We start from the raw sequence: 21909 nt of genomic DNA, 5'->3' as shown, positions 1-21909 counted from the left end.
ATCAGGTACCGCAATCTGGCCGCAGAGGCTCTAGACCAAAGCAAGTGTGGCAATGCGCGATGACTCGCCCTAGACTCGATGGGCGGTCTTTTCCAATCCACCAGCTGGAAGCAAACCATGAACAACAATAATAGCCTGCTACGCCACATTCCGTGGCTGGCGCTGGCAGTCATAGGAGCCTGTGCGCTGGGCGTGGTTGCCCTGCGTCGCGGCGAGGCGATCAATGCCTTGTGGATCGTGGTCGCGGCAGTGGCCATCTACCTGGTCGCCTATCGCTACTACAGCCTGTTCATCGCCACCAAGGTGATGCAACTCGACCCGCGCCGTGCCACCCCGGCGGTGCTCAACAACGATGGCCTGGACTACGTCCCGACCAACAAACACATCCTCTTCGGTCACCACTTCGCCGCCATCGCTGGCGCAGGTCCCTTGGTCGGCCCGGTGCTCGCCGCGCAGATGGGCTACCTGCCCGGCACGCTGTGGCTGATCGCCGGCGTGGTGCTGGCCGGTGCGGTGCAGGACTTCATGGTCCTGTTCCTGTCCACCCGCCGCAACGGCCGCTCGCTGGGCGACATGGTACGTGAGGAGATGGGCCGTATCCCGGGCACCATCGCCCTGTTCGGCTGCTTCCTGATCATGATCATCATCCTGGCGGTGCTGGCATTGATCGTGGTCAAGGCCTTGGCCGAGAGCCCGTGGGGCATGTTCACGGTGATGGCGACCATTCCGATCGCGATGTTCATGGGCATTTACATGCGCTACATCCGCCCGGGCCATATCGGTGAGATCTCGGTCATCGGCGTGGTGCTGCTGCTGGCCTCGATCTGGCTGGGGGGCCAGATTGCCGCAGATCCGACCTGGGGCCCGGCGTTCACCTTCACCGGCGTGCAGATCACCTGGATGCTGGTGGGCTATGGCTTCGTCGCCGCCGTGCTGCCGGTATGGCTGGTATTGGCGCCACGTGACTACCTGTCGACCTTCCTCAAGATCGGCACGATCGTCGGCCTGGCCATTGGTATCCTGATCATCGCGCCCGAGCTGAAAATGCCGGCGCTGACCCAGTTCACCGATGGCACCGGCCCGGTGTGGAAGGGCACCCTGTTCCCGTTCCTGTTCATCACCATCGCCTGTGGCGCGGTGTCCGGCTTCCATGCGCTGATCTCCTCGGGAACCACGCCCAAGCTGCTGGACAACGAAACCAACGCCCGCTACATCGGCTACGGCGGCATGCTGATGGAATCGTTCGTTGCCATCATGGCCATGGTCGCCGCCTCGGTGATCGAACCAGGCGTGTACTTCGCCATGAACAGCCCGGCCGCGGTGGTCGGTGCCGACGTGGCATCGGTGGCGCAAACGGTCAGCAGCTGGGGCTTCCTGATTACCCCTGAGCAGCTCGAGGCCACTGCCCGCGACATTGGCGAGCACACCATCCTGGCCCGTGCCGGTGGTGCGCCGACCCTGGCGGTGGGTATTGCGCAGATCCTGCACCAGGTGCTGCCGGGTGAAAACACCATGGCCTTCTGGTACCACTTCGCAATCCTGTTCGAGGCCCTGTTCATCCTTACCGCGGTAGACGCTGGCACCCGTGCCGGGCGCTTCATGCTGCAGGACCTGCTGGGCAGCTTCGTGCCGGCGCTCAAGCGCACCGAGTCGTGGACTGCCAACCTGATTGGTACTGCCGGCTGCGTGGCCCTGTGGGGCTACCTGCTGTACCAGGGCGTGATCGACCCGCTGGGTGGCATCAACACCCTGTGGCCGCTGTTCGGTATTTCCAACCAGATGCTGGCCGGTATCGCCTTGATGCTCGGCACCGTGGTGCTGATCAAGATGAAGCGCCAGCGCTACGTCTGGGTCACCCTGCTGCCGGCCGTGTGGTTGCTCATCTGCACCACCACTGCAGGCCTGATCAAGCTGTTCGACCCGAACCCGGCTGTTGGTTTCCTGGCCTTGGCCAAGAAATACAGCACTGCGCTGGACGCCGGCCAGGTACTGGCCCCGGCCAAGGACATCGGACAGATGCAGCACGTGATTTTCAACGCCTACACCAACGCCGGCCTGACGATCCTGTTCCTGGTTGTGGTGTTCAGTGTGCTGTTCTTCGCTGTCAAGGTCGGCTTCGCCGCCCTCGGCCGCAAGGAGCGCACCGACAAGGAAACCCCGTTCCAGGCCCTGCCTGAAGCTTGAGAGGACTGCTGCGATGTTCAACGACCTGGGTCGACTGGGTAAGTACCTGGGGCAGGCAGCCCGCCTGATGGTCGGCATGCCCGACTACGACAACTACGTCGAGCACATGCAGAAAACGCACCCGGACAAGCCGGTCATGACGTACGAGCAGTTCTTCCGCGAACGCCAGGAAGCGCGCTACGGCGGCAAGTCCGGGCCCAAGTGTTGTTGAGCCTCAAGCGTTAACCTGTCCCGGCCTCATCGCCGGCAAGCCGGCTCCCACAGGTATTGCACAGGCCTCAAGGTTTGTGCGGTACCTGTGGGAGCTGGCTTGCCGGCGATGAGGCCAGTGTTTTTTCCGCACAGGAGATGTTCTGCGTGCAGACGCCTATTCCCGTAACCGTACTCACTGGCTTCCTCGGTGCCGGCAAGACCACCTTGCTCAAGCACATGCTCAAGGCCGAGCACGGCCTGAAGATCGCCGTGATCGAGAACGAATTCAGCGAGGCCGGCATCGACAGCCAGCTACTGGGCGACGACCCGGTGCAGGTAATGACCTTGGCCAATGGCTGCGTGTGCTGCAGCATCCATGGCGACCTGACCCGCGCCTTGTACCTGCTGCTGGAACGCCTGGATGCCGGCGAGATCGCCTTCGACCGCCTGGTAATCGAGTGCACCGGCCTGGCCGACCCGGCGCCGGTGGCCCAGACCTTCTTCATCGACGAGGAACTGCGTGAGCGCTACATCCTCGACGGCATCATCACCCTGGTCGATGCCGCTCACGCCGAGTTGCACCTGACCCAGACCATCGCCCAGGCCCAGGTCGGCTTTGCCGATCGCCTGCTGCTGAGCAAGACCGACCTGGTCGAGCCCGCTGCAGTCGAGGCCCTGCGCGAGCGCCTGGCGCGCATCAATGGCCGGGCCGCGGTCCGCGTGGTCGAGCATGGTCGCATCGACCTGGCCGAGCTGCTGGATGTGCGTGGTTTCAACCTCAACCCGGATCTGGGCGCGAACCTGAAGCCAGCGCTACGCCCGCTGCTCAAGCCCGCTACCCCGGACCGGATTTCCACCTTGGTGCTGCGCACGGAAAGCCCGCTGGACATCGACCGCCTCAGCGACTTCATGAACGAACTGCTGGAAACCCACGGCAAGCAGCTGCTGCGCTACAAGGGCGTGCTGAACATTGCCGGAGAGGCGCGCAAGCTGGTGTTCCAGGGCGTACTCAAGCTCTATGGCTTCGACTGGGACGCCGAGTGGGCCGAGGGTGAAACCCGCGAAAGCGTGATGGTGTTCATCGCCGACGAATTGCCCGAAGCTACGATTCGGGCTGGCTTCGAGGCGCTGGCTGCGGGCTGAACTGACGCGGCGTCTGGGCCTGGAACCACTGCGGCCACGAGCTGCGGTGGCGTGTATCGAGCTCGATGCACGGGATCAGTCGCTCGGTCAGCAGTGCTGTCTGCCGCACCGCCTTGGCGGTGCGGTACTTGACGCTGTGGATGCACTCGCGGTCGCCGAACTCGCAGCGGTTCAGCGCGGTGCCGCCGCAGGGGCCGTTGGCCAGGCCCTTGGGGCAGGTTTCCGGGCAGATGTACAGGGTGTCTTCCAGGCGGCAGCGGCCGCAGGTGTCGCAGCCTACCAGCGGTTTCTTCACCGTGTGTTCCACCTTGTGCAGCACCTGCGCGCCAAGGCGGGTGGCCCACATCGGCTGGCGCACAGCCCAGCCAAATGCCTTGCTCAGCCCATTGCGGCGGCTGAACAGCAGCGAATGCATGCCGTGCATCAGGTGATAGCGCGCCTTCTCCTTGAACGAGGCATCGACCCGTGATTCGCCCTGGCGCCAGCTTGCCTGCGGCGGATGGAAGCTGACTGCCGGCAGGCCGGGCATCTGCCAGCTGGCCTGCCAGGCCGGCGCCCATTGTTCCAGCGTGTGGATTTGCGCCTGCCAGTGCTCGATGCGTGCTTCCAGGGCCAGCAGTTGCTTGAGTTCGTGAACCCCCGACAAATGCACGCCGGCGTAGCCCATCAGCTTCACGCCGATGATCTGCAAAGCAAGGCGGTCGACGCTGCGCGCCTGGGCAAAGGCCTTGGACTGCGCCGCTTCCGCTTCCAGCATGTCGCGCATGGACGGCGTGACGGTCACGCCCGCCACGTGCTCGAGCATCGCCGCACGCCCGTGGGTGAGGCTCATCAGGCAGGCCAGCATCGGCCGGGGCGTGGCCTGGCGGCGCATCCAGTGCATGGCTTCCTGGTGTTTGCCGGCATCGAATCCCAGTTGCAGGGTAAGGAAGTCGGCGCCTGCCGCCAGTTTTTTCTCGGCCTTGAAGTATTGGGCACCGCCTTCTTCCTCGCAGTACTTGAACGGGTTCAGCGCCGCGCCAAGCAGCCAGTGCGGGCAGGCCTGGCGGGCGATCTGCAGGGCTGCTACCGACTCCAGGTAGCGCACCGGGCGCTGGCCAGGCTGGTGGCCGGGCAGACGGTCGCCGGTCAGCAGCAGCAGTTGGTCGAGGCCGGCGGCATCCATGCGTTGCAGTTGGGCGAGCAGGTGGTGGCGTTCGCGGTCCTTGCCGGAGAAATGCGGCAGGGCAGGTACCGGGTTGCCGAACGAGGCGAGGGCGTCCAGTGGCGACATGTCCAGCGGGCTGCCGACGCGGTCGCCAATGGCCACAGTCATTGGCCAGCCGCACAGGTGCGCACGGGCCAGGATCGCGTCCATGGCGGCGAAGCGTTCTGCGGAGGGCTTGGGGACGAACTCCATGATGCAGACGAAGGTGTTTTCGCGCAGCGCGGTTTTCAGCAGGCTCATGGGGCCGGGTACCTGGTGTGGTCAGGGTGGCATTGTGCGGCAGAAGGCGGGTGGGGTCATGCTCTGAATGAGACATGTGTGTGCCTGTGCCGGCCTCTTCGCGGGCGCGCCCGCTCCCACAGGTATTGCATGAACCTTGAAGCCTGTGGCGAACCCTGTGGGAGCGGGCATGCCCGCGAAGGGGCCGGTACAGGCAGTACACATTCATGATCATGAGTAAATCTTGAGTTCATCTCAAATTTAATGAGTTTGTCTCAAGATGCCAGTGCCCGGAGAATCCCCTCATTCATTTCTGCATGCTGAGGGACAAGACATGGCACTGGCACACAACCTGGGCTTTCCACGTATCGGCCGCGACCGCGAGCTGAAAAAGGCCCAGGAAGCCTACTGGAAGGGTGAACTCGACGAAGCCGGCCTGCGCGCCGTCGGCCGCGAGCTGCGTGCCCGCCACTGGCAGGTGCAGAAAAACGCCGGCATCGAACTGCTGCCGGTCGGCGACTTTGCCTGGTACGACCAGGTGCTGACCCACTCGCTGACCTTCGGCGTGATCCCGCAGCGCTTTCGCAGCCATGACGGCGCCAGGCCAACGCTGCAAACCCTGTTCGCCATGGCCCGTGGCGCCGTGGGTGATGGCTGCTGCGGCGGCGCCCATGCGCAGGAAATGACCAAGTGGTTCGACACCAACTATCACTACCTGGTCCCCGAGTTCACCGTCGACCAGCAGTTCGCCCTGAGCTGGGAGCAGCTGTTCGAAGAGGTGGCAGAAGCCCAGGCCCTGGGGCACGCGGTCAAGCCGGTGGTGATCGGCCCGCTGACCTACCTGTGGCTGGGCAAGGCCAAGGGCGGCGATTTCGACAAGCTGGAGCTGCTAGACCGCCTGTTGCCAGTGTATGACCAGATTCTCAATCGCCTGGCTGCCCAGGGCGTGGAATGGGTACAGATCGATGAGCCGATCCTCGCCCTGGACCTGCCTCAGGCCTGGAAGAATGCCTACGAGCGCGTTTACAACATCCTTCAGCGGGCGCCACTGAAGAAGCTGATCGCCACCTATTTCGGCGGCCTGGAAGACAACCTGGGCCTGGCCGCGAACCTGCCGGTCGATGGCCTGCACATCGACTTGGTGCGGGCGCCCGAACAGTACCCGACCATCCTCGACCGCCTGCCGGCCTACAAGGTGCTGTCGCTGGGCCTGGTCAACGGCCGCAACGTCTGGCGCTGCGACCTGGAAAAGGCGCTGGAGGTACTGCGCCATGCCCATGAGCGCCTGGGTGAGCGGCTGTGGGTGGCGCCGTCCTGCTCGCTGCTGCACAGCCCGGTGGACCTGGACCGTGAAGACCAGCTCGATGCCGAACTGCACAGCTGGCTGGCCTTCGCCGTGCAGAAGTGCCAGGAAGTGGCGCTGCTGGCCAAGGCCATCAATGCCCCGCACGCCGCCGACGTGGCCGCCGCATTGGCCCAGAGCCAGGCCGTGCAGGCCAGCCGCGCCGCTTCGCCGCGTATTCACAAGCCTGGCGTGCAGGCCCGGCTGGCAGCCATCAAGCCCGCTGACAGCCAGCGTCAGTCGGCGTTTGCCCAGCGTATCGTCAAGCAACGTACGGGGCTCGACCTGCCGGCGTTTCCGACCACCACCATCGGTTCGTTCCCGCAGACCTCGGCGATTCGCCTGGCACGCCAGGCCTACCGGCAGGGCAAGCTGACCGAGGCCGATTACGTCGAGGCCATGCACAGCGAGATCCGCCATGCGGTGAAAATCCAGGAGGACCTAGGCCTGGATGTGCTGGTGCACGGCGAGGCCGAGCGCAACGACATGGTCGAGTACTTCGCCGAGCAGATCGATGGCTATGCGTTCACCCGCTTCGGCTGGGTGCAGAGTTACGGTTCGCGCTGTGTGAAGCCTGCGGTGATCGTTGGCGACCTGAGCCGGCCGAAAGCCATGACCGTGGAATGGATCACCTATGCCCAGAGCCTGACCAGCAAGGTGATGAAGGGCATGCTGACCGGCCCGGTGACGATGTTGATGTGGTCGTTCCCGCGTGAAGACGTGAGCCGCGAAGTGCAGGCGCGCCAGCTGGCACTGGCAATCCGCGACGAAGTGGTCGATCTGGAGGCGGCGGGTATCAGGATTGTGCAGATCGACGAAGCGGCCTTCCGTGAAGGCCTGCCGCTGCGCCATGGCGCCTGGGCCCATTACCTGGAATGGGCCACCGAGGCCTTCCGCTTGTGTGCCTCGGGGGTGCGTGACGAAACCCAGATCCACACCCACATGTGCTACAGCGAGTTCAACGACGTGATCGAGTCGATCGCGGCGATGGATGCCGACGTGATCACCATCGAGACCTCGCGGTCCGACATGGAGCTGCTGGCGGCCTTCGAGCGCTTTGCCTATCCCAACGAGATCGGCCCGGGGGTGTATGACATTCATTCGCCACGGGTGCCGACCCGTGAGGAAATGGTCAAGCTGCTGCGCAAGGCTGCCCGGCGTATCCCGGCCGAGCGCCTGTGGGTAAACCCGGATTGCGGGCTGAAGACCCGGGGTTGGCCGGAGACCGAGGCAGCGCTGGTGAACATGGTCGCAGCTGCCCGCGAGCTGCGTGCCACTGTCTGATTTTTTGCTGTTTGTGCCGGCCTCTTCGCGGGTGAACCCGCTCCCACAGGGATATCACTGGATCAAGCATCAGTGGGGTCCCTGTGGGAGCGGGCAAGCCCGCGAAGAGGCCGGGCCTGCTCACATCAGCCTGTGATCAACGCTCGATCGCCAAGGCCACGCCTTGCCCGCCGCCAATGCACAAGGTGGCCAGGCCTTTCTTCGCATCCCGCTTGATCATTTCATGCAGCAGGGTCACCAGCACCCGGCACCCGGACGCACCAATCGGATGGCCCAGGGCAATCGCCCCGCCATTCACGTTGACCCGCGCGGCATCCCATTCCAGCGCCTTGCCCACGGCCAGCGCCTGCGCGGCAAAGGCTTCGTTGGCTTCGATCAGGTCCAGCTCGGCCAGTTGCCAGCCGGCCTTGTCCAGGCAGCGCTGCGTGGCCGAAACCGGGCCAATGCCCATGATCGCCGGGTCTACACCGGCACTGGCATAGGCCGCGATCCGGGCCAGCACCGGCAAGCCCAGAGCCTTGGCCTTGGCAGCGCTCATCAGCAGCACGGCGGCGGCACCGTCATTCAGGCTTGAAGCGTTGCCGGCGGTGACGCTGCCGTCCTTCTTGAACGCCGGGCGCAGTTTGCCCAGGGACTCGGCAGTGGTATCCGGACGCGGCTGCTCGTCCCGCGCGAAGACTTTGGGGTCGCCTTTTTTCTGCGGCAGCACGATCGGGGTGATTTCATCATCGAAGCGGCCGGCCTCAATCGCCGCCACCGCCTTGCGCTGCGACTCGGCGGCGAAGGCGTCCTGCTGCTCGCGGCTGAGGCCGTATTGCTCCACCAGGTTTTCGGCGGTGATGCCCATGTGGTAGTCGTTGAAGGCATCCCACAGGCCATCGGTGATCATGCTGTCGATCAACTGGCCATGCCCCATGCGCTGGCCAGTGCGGGCCGAGGGCATCACGTAGGGGGCAAGGCTCATGTTCTCCTGGCCGCCGGCGATTACCACCTCGGCGTCGCCGCAGCGAATGGCCTGAGCGCCCAGGTGCAGTGCCTTGAGGCCCGAGCCGCAGACCTTGTTCAGGGTCAGTGCCGGTACGCTGAAGGGCAGGCCGGCCTTGATCGCTGCCTGGCGTGCAGGGTTCTGCCCGGCGCCGGCAGTGAGCACCTGGCCGAGGATGACTTCGTCGACCTGTGCCGGGGCCAGCCCGGTCTGCTCCAGCAGGCGCTTGATCACGGCGGCACCGAGGTCTACTGCAGGCACATTGGCCAAGGCGCCCTGGAAGCTGCCAATGGCGGTACGGGTTGCGGCGACGATGACCACGTCGTTCATGTTGTTGTTCTCCGTGCGATGGGCGTAATGCCGCAAGCATCGGTGGCTTTGGCTCATTTGTTAAGTTTGTTTTTCTTTGCGATTAATGTGTAAAGCCAATGAATGAGCGTAAAGCGGCCTGCAGAACTATGCTAAGGGATGCACTTTTGCATCCATCTGAATGGAGTTCATGCCCATGCGTACATTGATCGCCATGACTCTCCTGATTGGCAGCGGCACTGTGTTCGCCGCCACCGAATGTACCACTGCTGACAAAAGCACCTGGCAGGATCAGGAAAAATTCCAGGCGCAGCTCAAGGAGCAGGGCTACAAGATCAACAAGTTCAAGGTCACCAAGGGTAACTGCTACGAGATCTACGGTTTCGACAAGGATGGCAAGAAGGTCGAGATCTACCATGACCCAGTGACGGGCAAGGCAGTCAAGACCGAGTACCACGATTGAACAGCGACGGTACGGTGCAGCTGTGGGACCCTCTACTGCGGCTGTGCCACTGGTCGATCGCCTTGGTGTTCTTCGCCAACTACTTCTTCAACGAAGAGGGTGAAGACTGGCACCAGTGGCTGGGTTACTACGCACTGGCCGTTGTGGTGGTGCGTGTGATCTGGGGCTTTGTCGGGCCACGCAGCGCGCGTTGGGCCGACTTCTGGCCAACCCCGACAAGCCTGGTCGGCCATGCCCGGGCGCTGCTGCATGGGGAGCTTGACCATCACATGGGGCATTCGCCGATTGGCGCCCTGGTGATGGTGCTGATGCTGACTTGCATCGCCGGCCTGGGCCTTACCGGGTGGGCGTCGCAGGAGGTGGACGCGCTGTTTGGTGTCGACTGGCCGATGGACCTGCACAGCTGGCTGGCCAACGCGCTGCTGGTGCTGGTTTGCGTGCATGTGCTGGCGGCCATCTACGAGAGCGTGCGCATGCGGGAAAACCTGCCGTGGTCGATGATCACCGGGCGCCGTCGGCATCGCGACTGACTGTGCCGGCCTCTTCGCGGGCTCACCCGCTCCCACAGGTACTGCGCAGCCTTCAGGATTTGCGCCGTCCCTGTGGGAGCGGGCGAGCCCGCGAAGCGGCCGGACAGGAAAACCTCGGTTTTGAATCCCTCTGATCACCCCGTAATATGTGTCGGATAACCTGCGGGGGTAGTCTCACCCTCTGATCAACCGGAATCGCCCAAGGCGGCGCTTCCCCCGGCATAAACCTGACGAGGTACAGACATTGGCCATCATTCATCCTAAGGTTCGCGGTTTCATCTGCACCACGACTCACCCGAAGGGCTGCGAGCTCAACGTCCGTGACCAGATCGAAGCCACCCGCAAGCTGGGCGTGCGCGAGGATGGCCCGAAGAAGGTCCTGGTCATCGGTGCTTCCAGCGGCTATGGCCTGGCAGCCCGCATCACCGCGGCGTTCGGCTTCAAGGCCGACACCCTGGGCGTGTTCTTCGAAAAGCCAGGCACCGAGACCAAGGCCGGCACTGCTGGCTGGTACAACGCTGCAGCCTTCGACAAGTTTGCCAAGGCCGAGGGCCTGTACAGCAAGTCGATCAATGGTGACGCCTTCTCTGACGAAGCCCGTGCCAAGGTCATCGAACTGATCAAGAACGAAATGGGCGGCAAGGTCGACCTGGTCATCTACTCGCTGGCCTCGCCAGTGCGCAAGCTGCCGCAGACCGGTGAGCTGGTGCGTTCGGCCCTGAAGCCGATCGGCCAGCCGTACAAGTCGACCGCCATCGACACCAACAAGGACACCATCATCGAGGCCAGCATCGAGCCGGCTACCGAGCAGGAAATCGCCGACACCGTCACCGTCATGGGTGGCCAGGACTGGCAGCTGTGGATCGACGCCCTGGCTGGCGCCAACGTGCTGGCCGAAGGCGCCCGCACCGTGGCCTTCAGCTACATCGGCAGCGATATCACCTGGCCAATCTACTGGCACGGTGCGCTGGGCCAGGCCAAGCAGGACCTGGACGAAACTGCCCTGCGCCTGGACAAGAAACTGGCCGAAGAAGTGAAGGGCGGCGCCAACGTGGCGGTGCTGAAGTCGGTGGTTACCCAGGCCAGCTCGGCCATCCCGGTGATGCCGCTTTACCTGTCGATGGTGTTCAAGATCATGCAGGAGAAGGGTGTTCACGAAGGCACCCAGGACCAGCTGGACCGCATGTACCGTGACCGCATGTACCGTGCCGACGGCGCTCCGGCCGAGGTCGACGAAAAGGGCCGCCTGCGCCTGGACGACTGGGAACTGCGTGATGACGTACAGGATGCCTGCAAGGCGCTGTGGCCACAGGTGACCACCGAGAACCTGTTCGAACTGACCGACTACGCCGGTTACAAGAAGCAGTTCCTCAACCTGTTCGGCTTCGAGCGCGCTGACGTCAACTACGACGAAGACGTGGCTACCGAGGTGAAGTTCGACTGCATCGAGCTGTAACCGCTGCCGGCCTGTACCGGCCTCTTCGCGGGCACGCCCGCTCCCACAGGTTCCCCACTGCCTTCAAGCTTGGTGAGATCCCTGTGGGAGCGGGCAAGCCCGCGAAGAGGCCGGTACAGGTTATAAAAACTTTGCTAGCTTTGGCGCACAACAACAGGGAATGTGCCATGAGCAGCCTCACCCAGCCCGCCACTGCCTTTCGCCACACCGCAGCCGACGGCTACAGCCTCGGCGGCTTCCGCTGGCGCCACGCCCGACCTGATCCCCAGCGCCCGCTGGTGATCATCAACGCTGCCACCTCGGTACGCTGCCGCTACTACTCGCGTTTCGCCGACTACCTGTTCGCCCAGGGTTGTGATGTGCTGACCTACGACTACCGTGGCATCGGCGAATCCCGACCGCTCTCGTTGCGCGGCTTCCAGGCGTCCTGGAGCGACTGGGGCCGGCTGGACTTCGAAGCCATGCTGGTGCACGCCACAGAACATTTCCCGGGCCAGCCGGTGGACGTGGTGGGGCATAGTTTTGGCGGCTGCGCAGTGGGGCTGGCACCGTCGGCAAGCAAGGTGCGCCGGGTGGTGATGGTCGGCGCGCAATTTGCCTACTGGCGCGATTACGCGGTTGATCAGCGCTGGCAACTGTTCGGCAAGTGGCATGTGGTAATGCCGCTGCTCACCCGGTTGTTCGGTTACTTTCCCGGCAAGCGCCTGGGTTGGCTGGAGGACACGCCATCCGGCGTGGTGCACGACTGGACCACCCGTACCCCGCGCTATGAGCAGCGGCCCAGTGGGCGTGCGCTGGAGGCACTACCGTTCGCCCAGGTACGGGCGGCGACGCTGGCCATCAGCCTGACCGATGACCCCTTTGGCACTGTGGCGGCGACCGAGCGTTTGCTGGGTTATCTGCAGCGGGCCGAGCGCCAGCACCTGCGCATTGCGCCTGAGGATATCTCGGTCGAGGAAATTGGCCATTTCGCGTTCTTCCATGACCGGTTTCGCGAAAGTTTGTGGCCGGTGGCGTTGCAGTGGTTGCAGCGGGGTGGGTTGGCGGGTGACGTCCCAGGAAAGATCATGGGTTGATGCTGCCTGCACCGGCCTCATCGCCGGCAAGCCAGCTCCCACAGGGATATCATCAAGCCTGAAGGCAGTGGGGTACCTGTGGGAGCTGGCTTGCCGGCGAAAGGGCCGCAAAGCGGCCCCGGCTATCTCACGCCTTGCGCGACAGCGGCAGCTCGGCAAACTTCACGCCCGCCAAACCATGCTTGATCAGCGCACGAATGTTGCCATGGTCGCTGCCCTCGGGCGTGGCCACCACGTCACGGTAGTGCTCGCCAAAGGCCAGCAGCGCTTCCTGGTCGCTCAGCCCTTCCAGCAGCGCCAGGCCCAGAGTCTTGCAGGAACCTTCGTTCTGCCCGGCTGCATTTGCCACGCCGCCATTGTCGAAGGCCTGTGGCTGGTAGCTGTAGTTGTCGGCAATGAACGCCAGGGTGTCGGCAAACACGTGTTGGCCGCTGGCCAGGCTGGCGCGCAGGGTGTTCAGGTCAGTCACGGGGTTTTCCTTTTTCGAACGCCGCTTGCTGGTCGGCGCTGGCTTCTTTCTGATATTGGGCTTTCCACTCGGCGTAGGGCATGCCGTACACCGCTTCGCGGGCGTCATCCAGGCTGAGGTCGAGCTGGCGCTCGTCAGCCGCGGCCTTGTACCACTTGGACAGGCAGTTGCGGCAGAAGCCGGACAGGTTCATCAGGTCGATGTTCTGCACGTCGGTGCGCTTTTGCAGGTGTTCGACCAGGCGCCGGAACGCGGCGGCCTCGAGTTCGAGCTGTTGCTGTGGGGTCATGGGCTTCTCTCAGGTCATGCGGTTCTTCAGGTGGCGGCCACCGTTGATGACCACCTGGCTGCCGGTGCTGTACTGGCTGGCGAGCAGGTACTTGACTGTCTCGATCAGCGGGCCGGCGCCGGGTTCGAACTCCAGCAGGGCCTTTTTCAGGGTTTGCTGGCGGTAGGCTTCGTCACCCCCTTCCTTGAGGATCAGCAGCCCGGGCAGGATACCGTTCACATGCACCTTGGGCGCATATTTTTCGGCGAACGACAGCACCATGTTCTGCAGCGCGGCCTTGGTCGCGGCATAGCCGATGTGGCTTTTGCTGCCGCGCGAAGAGGTTTCGTCGCAAATGTGGATGATGTCGGCCTTTTCCACCTTGGCCAGCAGGTCGCCCAGGGCCAGGTTGAGATGGTAGGGCGCTTCGACGTGCAGGCGGAACATGGTTTCGAGGTTTTCGAGGCCATCGTCGAGCCACAGCGAGGCGTTGTGGATGATCGCGCGCAGGCCGTCGTAATGGTTGTGCAGGTAGTCGATCAGGGCCTGGCGGTCAGCCGCCTGACACAGGTCGGCCTGGAACTGCACGATGTTCGGGTGGGCCGCCTGTGGCTGAAGGCTTCGGCTGGCACTGACTACCGTATGGCCGGCCTGCGCCAGTTCAAGGGCCAGAGCCAGCCCGACGCGCTGGCTGGCTCCGGTAACGAGAATGGGGCTGTTCATGTTCGGGGCGGTCAACTTGTCTGTCCTTTGGTTGCCGCCCAGCATACCCGAACTGTCTACCGTGTGTACGGCCTGGCCTTAGCGGCTGCGCAGGGCGCCAGCGGGGGCCGGGGATGCATGCAGCCAGCCGGCCAGCAGGCGGGTGGACAGGGGGATGAACAGGTAGACCATCACCGGCGTCAGGCCCAGGGTGCTGAGCAATACCCGTGGTACCAGGCCCAGTGCTGCCAGCCAGTGGCCGAACACCAGGTTGAATACCAGCGAGACCGGGAAGAAGGCCAGCCAGATGGCTACCGCCTGCTTCCAGCGCGGTGGTTTTTGCACCAGGTTGGTGCCAAACCAGTCGTCAATGCCGCTCACGCGCGCTTCTTTGGGGCGTTCGAACAGGCCGTTGCCGCGCTGCAGCCAGGCCCGGCGCGAGGCGGAATGCTCCCAGGCCTGCAGGGTCGGTTCGTCGCTGAAACGAAAGATGATCTGGAATTCGTCGCTGTCGCGGGGTGGCGCCAGGATGCCCGAGCCAAGGTAGCCGGGGAAGTCGGTGGCCAGCTGTTCGCCTTCATGCAGCCAGGCCAGCAGTTCCTGGTAGCGGCCATGGGCGGCGCGGCGCGACACCATCAGGGTGACGGGAGGGGTAGACATCGTGTATCTCCTGGCAACGGGGCTGGCGGGTAGCCGGCCCCTTTGGCTGTGTGGCCCGGGGTGGTGGGCAACGCAGGCGTGCATGCAAGAATCGGGCGCGGATTATCGCCCATGTGCGATCTTCGGCAACTGTCAGCCGGCAAACGGTTGCGGCACAGCGTGTGGTATTGCCGTAGTAGACTAGGTGTTCAACTTGGGCACACAAGGTACACCTTGCAGATGAACGAACAGGGACTGAATCCGGTTATCGATGCGGGCCTCGCGCAGCAGGACCTGTTTCCGATCCGTGAGGTTTCCCGCCTGACCGGCGTCAACGCCGTGACCTTGCGCGCCTGGGAGCGCCGCTACGGTCTGATCCAGCCAACCCGCACCGAAAGTGGCCATCGCCTGTATACCCAGGCCGACATCGATGATATCCGACGTATCCTGGGCTGGCTGGCGCGCGGTGTGGCGGTGAGCAAGGTTGCCAGCATCCTTGCGCGCGGCCACGCTGTTGCCGGGCAGGCAGGTGGCGCGACGGGCACCTGGGTGCACTGGCAGCAGCAGATTCGCCAGGCGCTACAGTGTTTTGACGTGGCTGGCCTGGACCGCCTGTTCGACGAGGTGTTTGCCGCCTGCGCCCTGGACCAGGTGTTCAGCGAAGTGTTCATGCCGGTCTGGCATGAACTGGCGGTCGGCCATGGCGGCTACGGGCAGCCCAGCGAGTGGCTGTTCTTCGATCAGTTCCTGCGTGGCCGGGTGTTTGCCCGCTTGCAACTTGCCCGTGCACCGCGCACCCACAAGGTGCTCCTGGCGCCGTTGCCGGGGCAGTGCCACGAGCTGGAATTGCTGGTGACCAGCCTGACCCTGGGCAGCGATGAAGTTGGCGTGACGCCACTGGCGAGCGGGCAGCCGCTGGCAGAGCTGACACTGGTCTGCGAGCGCCTGAAACCGGATGCCCTGGTGCTGTTTTCCCACCAGCCGCCCACCACGGAACTCACCCGGCGCCTGACGCGCCTGGTGGCAGGGCTGGAATGCCCGTTGTTACTGGCGGGTGAAGCGGCGGAACTGGCACAGGACAGCCTTGCTGGCAGCCCGATCGCCTGCCTGGGCGCGCAGGGCAGCGTTATGCGCCAGCGTTTGCGGCAATTTCTGGCCGGTCAGCTCGATACCTGAGTGTGAAGCTCGGGGTGGGCCCGGCGATGGGCCTGGAGGATGTAGTCGCGCAGGCGTTCGATCTCTTCGGCCGGACTTTGACTGAGGTCGTAGGCGGCCAGGTCCGGGCCGATGCGCCTGCCCAGCACGCCATGCAGTTCGATGGGAGGGATGCTGCCAGGGGCGAAGCGCAGTTCGAAGCGGGTTGGCGCCGCTGGCAGGCCACGGACTTCCAGCAACGTACCCTTGAACGAAATATCGCGAACCCACAGGCCGCTTTCCTGCCCATGGGCATCGAGCAGTGCACTCGGCTTTTCCATCGACAGGCGCCAGGGGCGCAGCATAGGGCCGTCTTCGTAGATTTCCGGTGAGCCCAGTTGCAGGTGCAGGGCGTGGAATTCGTCTTCCACCAGTTGCAGCGGGAAGCTTATCTGCTGGTTGTTGAACTGGGCCTGCAGGGTTACCTGCTCGTTGGCGACCAAGCGGGTGAGCAGGCTCTGGATGCGGCGGTCGCCATTGACCAGCAGGCTCGACATGGGGTCGGCCAGGTTCAACTGCGGCGAATGCTGCATGTTCTGTATGAAATCCAGCTCGTCCTGGGTAAGGAGCGCTTCTGCTTGCATGATCGAACTCGATAGCGATTTCTTCAACGCGATTGACCGTGCGTGGCGTACTTGGTTCAGGTGCGTTCGTCGGGTTTCGGACGAACGCGCAGTTGCGCCAGTTCCCGCTCCAGTTCGACCTGGCGAGTGACGTCTTTCTGGATACCGATGAAGTAGGTGCGCTGTTCCGCGTCGTGCCTGACCGGGGTGATCGACAGTTCGTTCCAGAAGGCGCTGCCATCCTTGCGGTAGTTGCGCAGCACTTCGCGGCACGGCCGGCCTTCGGCCAGGGCCTTGCGAATGCGGGCGCGGCCAAGCTGGTCGCGGTCTTCGGCCTGCAGGAAGCGGCAATCCTGATAAAGGATTTCGTCACGGCTATAGCCGGTCAGGCGTTCGAAAGCCGCGTTCACATAGATGAGAATGGTGTCGTCGCCTTCCTGTTCGGCGACCACGATGCCGTCATTGGATGCATCGACCATGGATTGCAGCAGTTGCGCGTTGATCATGTTCGGGCCGTTGAGTAAACAAGGGTGCGAAGCAGGGTTGAAGATGGTGACTTTGGTAGAGGCGGCCTTTTGCCAGCGCCGGATGCTAGTATCCTACGTTTTCACTCAGTTTCGGAATCCTCTACCCGATGAAAGTCGCCATTATTTCCGGATCGGTCTACGGCACCGCCGAAGAAGTCGCCCGCCACGCTCAATCGCTGCTCAAGGCTGCAGGCCTGGAGGCCTGGCATGCGGCGCGCGCCACCTTGCAGGACCTTGAAGGTTTTGCCCCCGATGCCTTGCTGGCCGTGACCTCGACCACTGGCATGGGCGAACTGCCGGACAACCTCATGCCGTTGTACAGCAGCATTCGTGACACCCTGCCTGCGGCCTGGCGTGGCCTGCCAGGTGCGGTGATTGCGTTGGGTGACAGCAGTTATGGCGATACCTATTGCGGTGGTGGCGAGCAGATGCGCGAACTGTTTGCCGAACTGGGCGTGCGGGAAGTGCAGCCGATGCTGCGCCTGGATGCCAGCGAGACGGTGACCCCGGAGGCGGATGCAGAGCCTTGGTTGGCTGAGTTGGCTGCTGCCTTGAAAGCCTCCTGACCCCAAGCCAGGCGCGGTTTCTGTGGGCGCAACCGTCTTCCACAAAATCCAAGAGCTTGTGCAATCCATGTGGGAGCGGGCGTGCCCGCGAACACCGGCGCAGCCGGTGCCATCCACCGCGTTGAATTCTTCGCGGGCACGCCCGCTCCCACAAAGAAGCGCGTCAGCCGTGGCTTTCGCGCAGCAACGCCAACCACGCCTGCGCCGCCCGTGACAGGTACGCACCGCGCCGCCAGATGAACGCGATATCCCAACGCAAATCCCCCGGCGAGCGCAGCGGCAAGCGCACCACACCTGGGCGCTCCAGCGCTTTTGCCACCACACGGGGCAGCAACACCACGCCCTGGCCCGCCGCCGCCAGCGCCGCGAGGAAGTCCGCCTGGCCGCTGCGCCCGCCTTCCTTCGGAGTAAAGCCCTGCTGCTGGCACGCCTTCAGCAGCCGGTCATTCAGCACGAAACTGCGCTGGTAAAGCAGGAACGGCGTATCAGCCAACTGCCGCAGGTCCACTCCGCCTTGGCTCGCAAGCTCATGACCGGCCGGCAACAGGGCGTCCATCGGTTCGTTGCAGAACGGCTGATAGTCGAACGCCTCGTAAGCGGGCGTCAGGCTACCACCCAGCTCCAGTTCGCCACTCCGGACCGCCTGTTCGATACTGCGGCTGCCGCCTTCGAGCAAGTGGACCGCGATGTTCGGGTGACGCCGCCGATACTCGGCGAACAACCCGGCGAACAGCGCGTCGCTGCCCAGCATCGGCAAGCCCAGGCGCAGCTCGCCGCGGGCCATCTGGCTGAGATCGTCCAGTTCGCCGAGCAGTGCCTGACGCTGGCGCAGCAAGGCCTCGCCGCGCTCCAGCACGATGCGCCCGGCAGCGGTCAGGTGCAGCTGCGAGGCCTGGCGCTCCAGCAGTGGCTGGCCCACATCTTGCTCCAGCTGGGCCACCTGTTTGCTCACCGCCGACTGGCTGATGTGCAGAGTCTGCGCCGCCTGGGTAAAACCGCCGCGGTGGACCACTTCGATAAAGCTGCGCAGCTGTTTGAATTCCATGATCGCAATTCCATTCTGGAATGGCGTTCAGTCTAACAATTCGCTTCTGGCCTACACAGCCGAATCTTAAAATGAGGGCCTGTCGAGGACTCCCCCATGAAACCCGCGTTACTGAAAAAAGCCCTGCGCCTGCTCGTCGAGCTGGCGATCCTCTGTGGCCTGTTCCTGCTCGGCGGCCAGCTTGCCAGCTGGCTAGGCTGGCCGATTCCCGGCGGCGTGATGGGCCTGGCATTGCTGCTGTTGCTGTTCGCCTCGGGTGTGCTCAAGCCGGCCACGCTGCAACTGGGCGCCGGCTGGCTGATGGCTGAGATGCTGCTGTTCTTCATCCCGGCGTTGATGAGCCTGCTCGATTACGGCGCCCTGATCCGTGACGAGGGCTGGCGCATCCTGCTGGTGATCGCGGTGAGCACCCTGATGGTGATGGTGGTGACCGCACTGACTGTGGAACTGGTGTGCCGCTGGAGGTTGCGCCATGAGCCTTGAACCCATGCCGCTGTTCTGGCTGGCCCTGACCTTGCTGGCCTACCTGGGCAGCCGCTGGCTGTACCGGCGCAGCGGCCGCTACCTGCTGTCGCCACTGATTCTGGTGCCGGTACTGTTGCTGGCGGTGGCCGTGCCGTTGCACACCGCCTATGCCGAGTACGCCCGCAACACCCACTGGCTGATGAGTGTGCTTGGCCCGGTAACCGTGGCATTCGCGGTACCGATCTGGCAGCAACGCGGCATGCTGGCGCGCCACTGGCCGGCGCTGATGGTGGGTATGGTCGTCGGCAGCAGTGCTTCGATCGCCAGTTCCTGGGGGTTGGCGCATCTGTTGGCGCTGGACAGCGCGACCAGCCTGTCGCTGGTGCCGCGGTCGATCACCACACCTTTTGCCATGCCACTGGCCCACGACCTGGGCGGCGTACCGGAGCTTACGGCAGTGTTCGTGATGTTCACCGGTGTGCTGGGGGCGATGTTCGGCGGCGTGCTGCTGCGCTGGTTGCCGCTGCGCACGCCGCTGGCACGGGGAGCGCTGTTCGGTGTCGGCGCCCATGGCGCCGGGGTCAGCCGGGCACAGGAGGTGGGCCGCGAGGAAGGCTCGGTGGCCGGCCTGGTCATGGTCCTTACCGGGCTGCTGAACCTGTTTGCGGCACCGCTGCTGGCCATGCTGCTCTGACCGTTCGTGCCACTGACTCGCCAAGTCATCAAGCTGGCTGACAACGCAAGTCCCAGCCCTTGGACCGCTGGTTAGACTCAGCCTCGACATAGAGAGCACATGTATGTGCCGAGGTGACATGCAATGACCGCAGCCTTGCTCTATTCCGCCATCACCACTTCACCGGGACCGTTCTGATGCCCATGGCCGAAATTCCATTGTGCATCTGGCGTACCCGGGGACAGAGTTTCGATTTCCGGGGCCAGAGCATCCGCTACTGGACCGCAGGGCAAGGAGAGCCCTTGCTTCTGTTGCACGGCTTCCCCACCGCCAGCTGGGATTGGCGCTACCTTTGGGGGCCTTTGACCCAGCGCTTTCGGGTGATCGCCTGCGACATGCTCGGCTTCGGCGATTCGGCCAAGCCGGTCGATCACGTCTACAGCCTGATCGAGCAGGCCGACCTGCAGCAGGCCTTGCTCGCCGGACTGAAGGTCGACCAGCCAGTACATCTGCTGGCTCATGATTACGGCGGCAGTGTGGCTCAGGAACTGCTGGCGCGGCATCATGAACAGCGCGCCGACATCGCCAGTTGCGTGTTCCTCAACAGCGGGTTGTTCCCCGAAAGCTGCCGCATGCTGCTGATCCAGAAGCTGCTGCTCAGCCGCCTGGGCTGGCTGGTAGGGCGCTCGTTCGGGCGCGACGATCTGGTGCGCAGCGTGACTCAGGTCTACGGCCCGTGTACCTACCCCAGTGAGAGCGTGCTGGATGACTTCTGGAGCCTGATCGTCGCCAATCATGGCACGCGCATCCTGCACAAGCTGGTGGGTTACATGCCAGAGCGCAGGTTGCATCGCGCCCGCTGGGTTGGCGCGATGCAGCGCCAAGGCGTGCCGCTGCGCTTCATCAATGGCGTGGTCGACCCGCTTTCCGGCGGGCACATGGTGGAGCGCTACCGGCAACTGGTGCCGGAGCCCGACACCGTGCAGTTGCAGGGCATCGGCCATTACCCGCATACCGAAGCGCCGGTGCAGGTGCTGCGCCATTACCTGGCCTTTCGTGAACAGTCGCTGAACCATTCCCGGCAGAAAGTGGCGTGCTCCTGACAGGGCCTCATCGCCGGCAAGCCGGCTCCCACAGGTCTTGAGGTTGGCGCGGTCGGTGTGGGGAGCTGGCTTGCCGGCGATGGGCCGCACAGCGGCCCCATAACCATCGCCCTGCGTTATTGCCAGGCATTCAGCCTGCGTGAGCTTGATTGTCCACCCACCGCTGGCGGCGGACACTCGGCTGACCTGAACCTGCCTGGAGCCATGAGCATGAGCGAGCCTGTCCGTCTGCAAGATCGCGTGGTGATCGTCACCGGAGCCGGCGGCGGCCTGGGCCGTGCGCATGCGCTGTTGTTCGCTTCGCGTGGCGCCCGGGTGGTGGTCAACGACCTTGGCGGCTCTACCCACGGTGAAGGTGCCAGCGCCTCCGCCGCCGACCGGGTGGTAGAGGAGATCCGCGCTGCCGGGGGCAGCGCAATCGCCAACCATGATTCGGTCAGCCATGGCGCGCGCATCGTCGAGCAGGCCCTGGACAGCTTCGGCCGGGTCGATGTAGTGGTGAACAATGCCGGCATCCTGCGTGACAAGACCTTCCACAAGATGGACGACAGCGACTGGGAGCAAGTCTATCAGGTGCATGTCGAGGGGGCTTACAAGGTCACCCGCGCTGCCTGGCCGCACCTGCGCGAGCAGAACTGGGGGCGGGTGATCTTCACCGCTTCCACCTCCGGCATCTACGGTAACTTCGGCCAGGCCAACTACGGCATGGCCAAGCTGGGCCTGTACGGGTTGACGCGTACCTTGGCAATCGAAGGGCGCAAGCATGGCATCCTGGTCAACGCCATCGCCCCCACGGGTGGCACGCGGATGACCGAAGGACTGATCCCGCCCCAGGTGTTCGAGCGGCTCAAGCCTGAGCTGGTCAGCCCACTGGTGGTGTACCTGGGCAGCGAGCAGTGCCAGGGCACTGGCGAGCTGTTCGAAGTGGGTGGCGGCTGGGTGGGCAAGGTGCGCTGGGAGCGTAGCCTGGGGGTAGGCTTCGATCCTCGCGAAGGTTTTACCCCGGAACAGGTGGCGGAGAACTGGGCACGGATTGGCGACTTCGATGGAGCGGTACACCCGCAAGACAGCTTGCAGGCGCTGCAGCAGATGATGGCGAATTTGCAGAAGTATCCGCTGGGCTGAGCTTTGTACTACCTGTGCTGGCCTCTTCGCGGGCTTGCCCGCTCCCACAGTGATATCACCAAACCTGAGGGCAGTGATTCCCTGTGGGAGATCACCCAGCCCTTCCGGGCTGCGCTGTCGCGCAGCAAACATGAGATGTACGGCTTCAGTTCTGCAGCAGCGCTGACATTTTGAAAAAGA

23 protein-coding genes are annotated in these 21909 nt (G+C 63.9%); 14 read left to right on the top strand and 9 right to left on the bottom strand.

What is annotated here, in order from left to right; translation table 11 throughout:
• Nucleotides 1–117 precede the first annotated feature (117 nt).
• The 3 genes from CAF70_RS23220 to yjiA all read left to right on the top strand — a co-directional run bounded on the left by CAF70_RS23220 (nucleotide 118) and on the right by yjiA (nucleotide 3519).
• Nucleotides 118–2184 (top strand): carbon starvation CstA family protein, encoded by a 2067-nt coding sequence (locus CAF70_RS23220; protein WP_085626861.1) that lies wholly within the window; start codon nucleotides 118–120, stop codon nucleotides 2182–2184.
• A gap of 13 nt (nucleotides 2185–2197) precedes the next feature.
• The gene (locus CAF70_RS23215; RefSeq protein WP_085626863.1) at nucleotides 2198–2395 is read left to right on the top strand and encodes a YbdD/YjiX family protein; all 198 of its coding nucleotides are present in this window, start codon (nucleotides 2198–2200) and stop codon (nucleotides 2393–2395) included.
• A gap of 146 nt (nucleotides 2396–2541) precedes the next feature.
• Nucleotides 2542–3519: a GTPase gene (gene yjiA, locus CAF70_RS23210; RefSeq protein WP_085626901.1), complete on the top strand. Its 978-nt coding sequence runs from the start codon at nucleotides 2542–2544 to the stop codon at nucleotides 3517–3519.
• Here yjiA and CAF70_RS23205 read toward each other — a convergent pair.
• A complete protein-coding gene (locus CAF70_RS23205) occupies nucleotides 3479–4966 on the bottom strand; it encodes a methylenetetrahydrofolate reductase C-terminal domain-containing protein (RefSeq protein WP_085626865.1) in 1488 nt (495 codons plus the stop codon). The genes yjiA and CAF70_RS23205 overlap by 41 nt on opposite strands.
• Before the next feature lie 313 nt (nucleotides 4967–5279).
• On the opposite strand from CAF70_RS23205, the gene metE reads away from it, so the two are divergent.
• Nucleotides 5280–7571 carry a 5-methyltetrahydropteroyltriglutamate--homocysteine S-methyltransferase gene (gene metE / locus CAF70_RS23200; RefSeq protein ID WP_085626867.1) on the top strand — a complete coding sequence of 764 codons (2292 nt, stop codon included), beginning with the start codon at nucleotides 5280–5282 and terminating at the stop codon, nucleotides 7569–7571.
• A 136-nt stretch (nucleotides 7572–7707) separates the two neighbouring features.
• On the opposite strand, the gene CAF70_RS23195 is transcribed toward metE, so the two are convergent.
• Entirely contained in the window at nucleotides 7708–8886 is a 1179-nt protein-coding gene (locus tag CAF70_RS23195) for an acetyl-CoA C-acetyltransferase (RefSeq protein WP_085626869.1), read from the bottom strand.
• Nucleotides 8887–9061: 175 nt separating this feature from the next.
• On the opposite strand from CAF70_RS23195, the gene CAF70_RS23190 reads away from it, so the two are divergent.
• The 4 genes from CAF70_RS23190 (at nucleotide 9062) to CAF70_RS23175 (ending at nucleotide 12390) form a co-directional block, all read left to right on the top strand.
• Nucleotides 9062–9328 (top strand): PepSY domain-containing protein, encoded by a 267-nt coding sequence (locus tag CAF70_RS23190; protein ID WP_085626871.1) that lies wholly within the window; start codon nucleotides 9062–9064, stop codon nucleotides 9326–9328.
• Complete coding sequence (locus tag CAF70_RS23185; protein WP_085626873.1) at nucleotides 9325–9858, top strand: cytochrome b/b6 domain-containing protein; 534 nt, start codon at nucleotides 9325–9327, stop codon at nucleotides 9856–9858. The genes CAF70_RS23190 and CAF70_RS23185 overlap by 4 nt, the downstream gene beginning before the upstream one ends.
• Before the next feature lie 244 nt (nucleotides 9859–10102).
• The gene (gene fabV, locus CAF70_RS23180; protein ID WP_085626875.1) at nucleotides 10103–11314 is read left to right on the top strand and encodes an enoyl-ACP reductase FabV; all 1212 of its coding nucleotides are present in this window, start codon (nucleotides 10103–10105) and stop codon (nucleotides 11312–11314) included.
• Nucleotides 11315–11481: 167 nt separating this feature from the next.
• Nucleotides 11482–12390: an alpha/beta fold hydrolase gene (locus tag CAF70_RS23175; RefSeq protein WP_085626877.1), complete on the top strand. Its 909-nt coding sequence runs from the start codon at nucleotides 11482–11484 to the stop codon at nucleotides 12388–12390.
• A 127-nt stretch (nucleotides 12391–12517) separates the two neighbouring features.
• On the opposite strand, the gene CAF70_RS23170 is transcribed toward CAF70_RS23175, so the two are convergent.
• From CAF70_RS23170 to CAF70_RS23155, 4 genes are read right to left on the bottom strand one after another with little or no spacing between them, the layout of a single operon-like run.
• Nucleotides 12518–12859, bottom strand: a complete 342-nt coding sequence (locus CAF70_RS23170; protein WP_085626879.1) for a HopJ type III effector protein — start codon at nucleotides 12857–12859, stop codon at nucleotides 12518–12520.
• Nucleotides 12852–13148: a DUF1244 domain-containing protein gene (locus tag CAF70_RS23165; RefSeq protein WP_003260708.1), complete on the bottom strand. Its 297-nt coding sequence runs from the start codon at nucleotides 13146–13148 to the stop codon at nucleotides 12852–12854. Before CAF70_RS23165 ends, CAF70_RS23170 begins: the two co-directional genes overlap by 8 nt.
• A gap of 9 nt (nucleotides 13149–13157) precedes the next feature.
• The gene (folM, locus tag CAF70_RS23160; RefSeq protein WP_085626881.1) at nucleotides 13158–13895 is read right to left on the bottom strand and encodes a dihydromonapterin reductase; all 738 of its coding nucleotides are present in this window, start codon (nucleotides 13893–13895) and stop codon (nucleotides 13158–13160) included.
• A gap of 33 nt (nucleotides 13896–13928) precedes the next feature.
• Nucleotides 13929–14489 carry an antibiotic biosynthesis monooxygenase gene (locus CAF70_RS23155; protein WP_085626883.1) on the bottom strand — a complete coding sequence of 187 codons (561 nt, stop codon included), beginning with the start codon at nucleotides 14487–14489 and terminating at the stop codon, nucleotides 13929–13931.
• A 219-nt stretch (nucleotides 14490–14708) separates the two neighbouring features.
• Here CAF70_RS23155 and CAF70_RS23150 point away from each other — a divergent pair, with 219 nt between their 5' ends.
• Nucleotides 14709–15644: a MerR family transcriptional regulator gene (locus CAF70_RS23150; protein ID WP_085626885.1), complete on the top strand. Its 936-nt coding sequence runs from the start codon at nucleotides 14709–14711 to the stop codon at nucleotides 15642–15644.
• On the opposite strand, the gene CAF70_RS23145 is transcribed toward CAF70_RS23150, so the two are convergent.
• Together CAF70_RS23145 and CAF70_RS23140 are read right to left on the bottom strand one after the other, a co-directional pair.
• A complete protein-coding gene (locus CAF70_RS23145) occupies nucleotides 15629–16246 on the bottom strand; it encodes a hypothetical protein (protein ID WP_085626887.1) in 618 nt (205 codons plus the stop codon). The two genes, CAF70_RS23150 and CAF70_RS23145, sit on opposite strands and share 16 nt — an antisense overlap.
• A gap of 56 nt (nucleotides 16247–16302) precedes the next feature.
• On the bottom strand, nucleotides 16303–16731 hold the full coding sequence (locus CAF70_RS23140; RefSeq protein ID WP_085626888.1) for a PAS domain S-box protein: 429 nt from the start codon (nucleotides 16729–16731) through the stop codon (nucleotides 16303–16305).
• 128 nt (nucleotides 16732–16859) lie between these two features.
• Here CAF70_RS23140 and CAF70_RS23135 point away from each other — a divergent pair, with 128 nt between their 5' ends.
• Entirely contained in the window at nucleotides 16860–17318 is a 459-nt protein-coding gene (locus tag CAF70_RS23135; protein ID WP_085626890.1) for a flavodoxin, read from the top strand.
• A gap of 163 nt (nucleotides 17319–17481) precedes the next feature.
• Here CAF70_RS23135 and CAF70_RS23130 read toward each other — a convergent pair whose 3' ends face one another.
• A complete protein-coding gene (locus CAF70_RS23130) occupies nucleotides 17482–18363 on the bottom strand; it encodes a LysR family transcriptional regulator (RefSeq protein ID WP_085626892.1) in 882 nt (293 codons plus the stop codon).
• A gap of 96 nt (nucleotides 18364–18459) precedes the next feature.
• Here CAF70_RS23130 and CAF70_RS23125 point away from each other — a divergent pair, with 96 nt between their 5' ends.
• The 4 genes from CAF70_RS23125 (at nucleotide 18460) to CAF70_RS23110 (ending at nucleotide 21729) form a co-directional block, all read left to right on the top strand.
• Nucleotides 18460–18846, top strand: a complete 387-nt coding sequence (locus CAF70_RS23125; RefSeq protein ID WP_085626894.1) for a CidA/LrgA family protein — start codon at nucleotides 18460–18462, stop codon at nucleotides 18844–18846.
• The gene (locus tag CAF70_RS23120) at nucleotides 18836–19522 is read left to right on the top strand and encodes an LrgB family protein (RefSeq protein WP_085626896.1); all 687 of its coding nucleotides are present in this window, start codon (nucleotides 18836–18838) and stop codon (nucleotides 19520–19522) included. Before CAF70_RS23125 ends, CAF70_RS23120 begins: the two co-directional genes overlap by 11 nt.
• Nucleotides 19523–19698: 176 nt before the next feature.
• Complete coding sequence (locus CAF70_RS23115; protein WP_085626898.1) at nucleotides 19699–20604, top strand: alpha/beta fold hydrolase; 906 nt, start codon at nucleotides 19699–19701, stop codon at nucleotides 20602–20604.
• 210 nt (nucleotides 20605–20814) lie between these two features.
• Complete coding sequence (locus tag CAF70_RS23110; RefSeq protein ID WP_085626900.1) at nucleotides 20815–21729, top strand: SDR family oxidoreductase; 915 nt, start codon at nucleotides 20815–20817, stop codon at nucleotides 21727–21729.
• Nucleotides 21730–21909: the final 180 nt, after the last annotated feature.

This window comes from Pseudomonas sp. B19(2017) (assembly GCF_002113165.1).
Taxonomy (GTDB): domain Bacteria; phylum Pseudomonadota; class Gammaproteobacteria; order Pseudomonadales; family Pseudomonadaceae; genus Aquipseudomonas.
The sequence above is the reverse complement of the archived record's forward strand: the minus strand, read 5'-3'. Positions and strand labels throughout refer to the sequence as shown.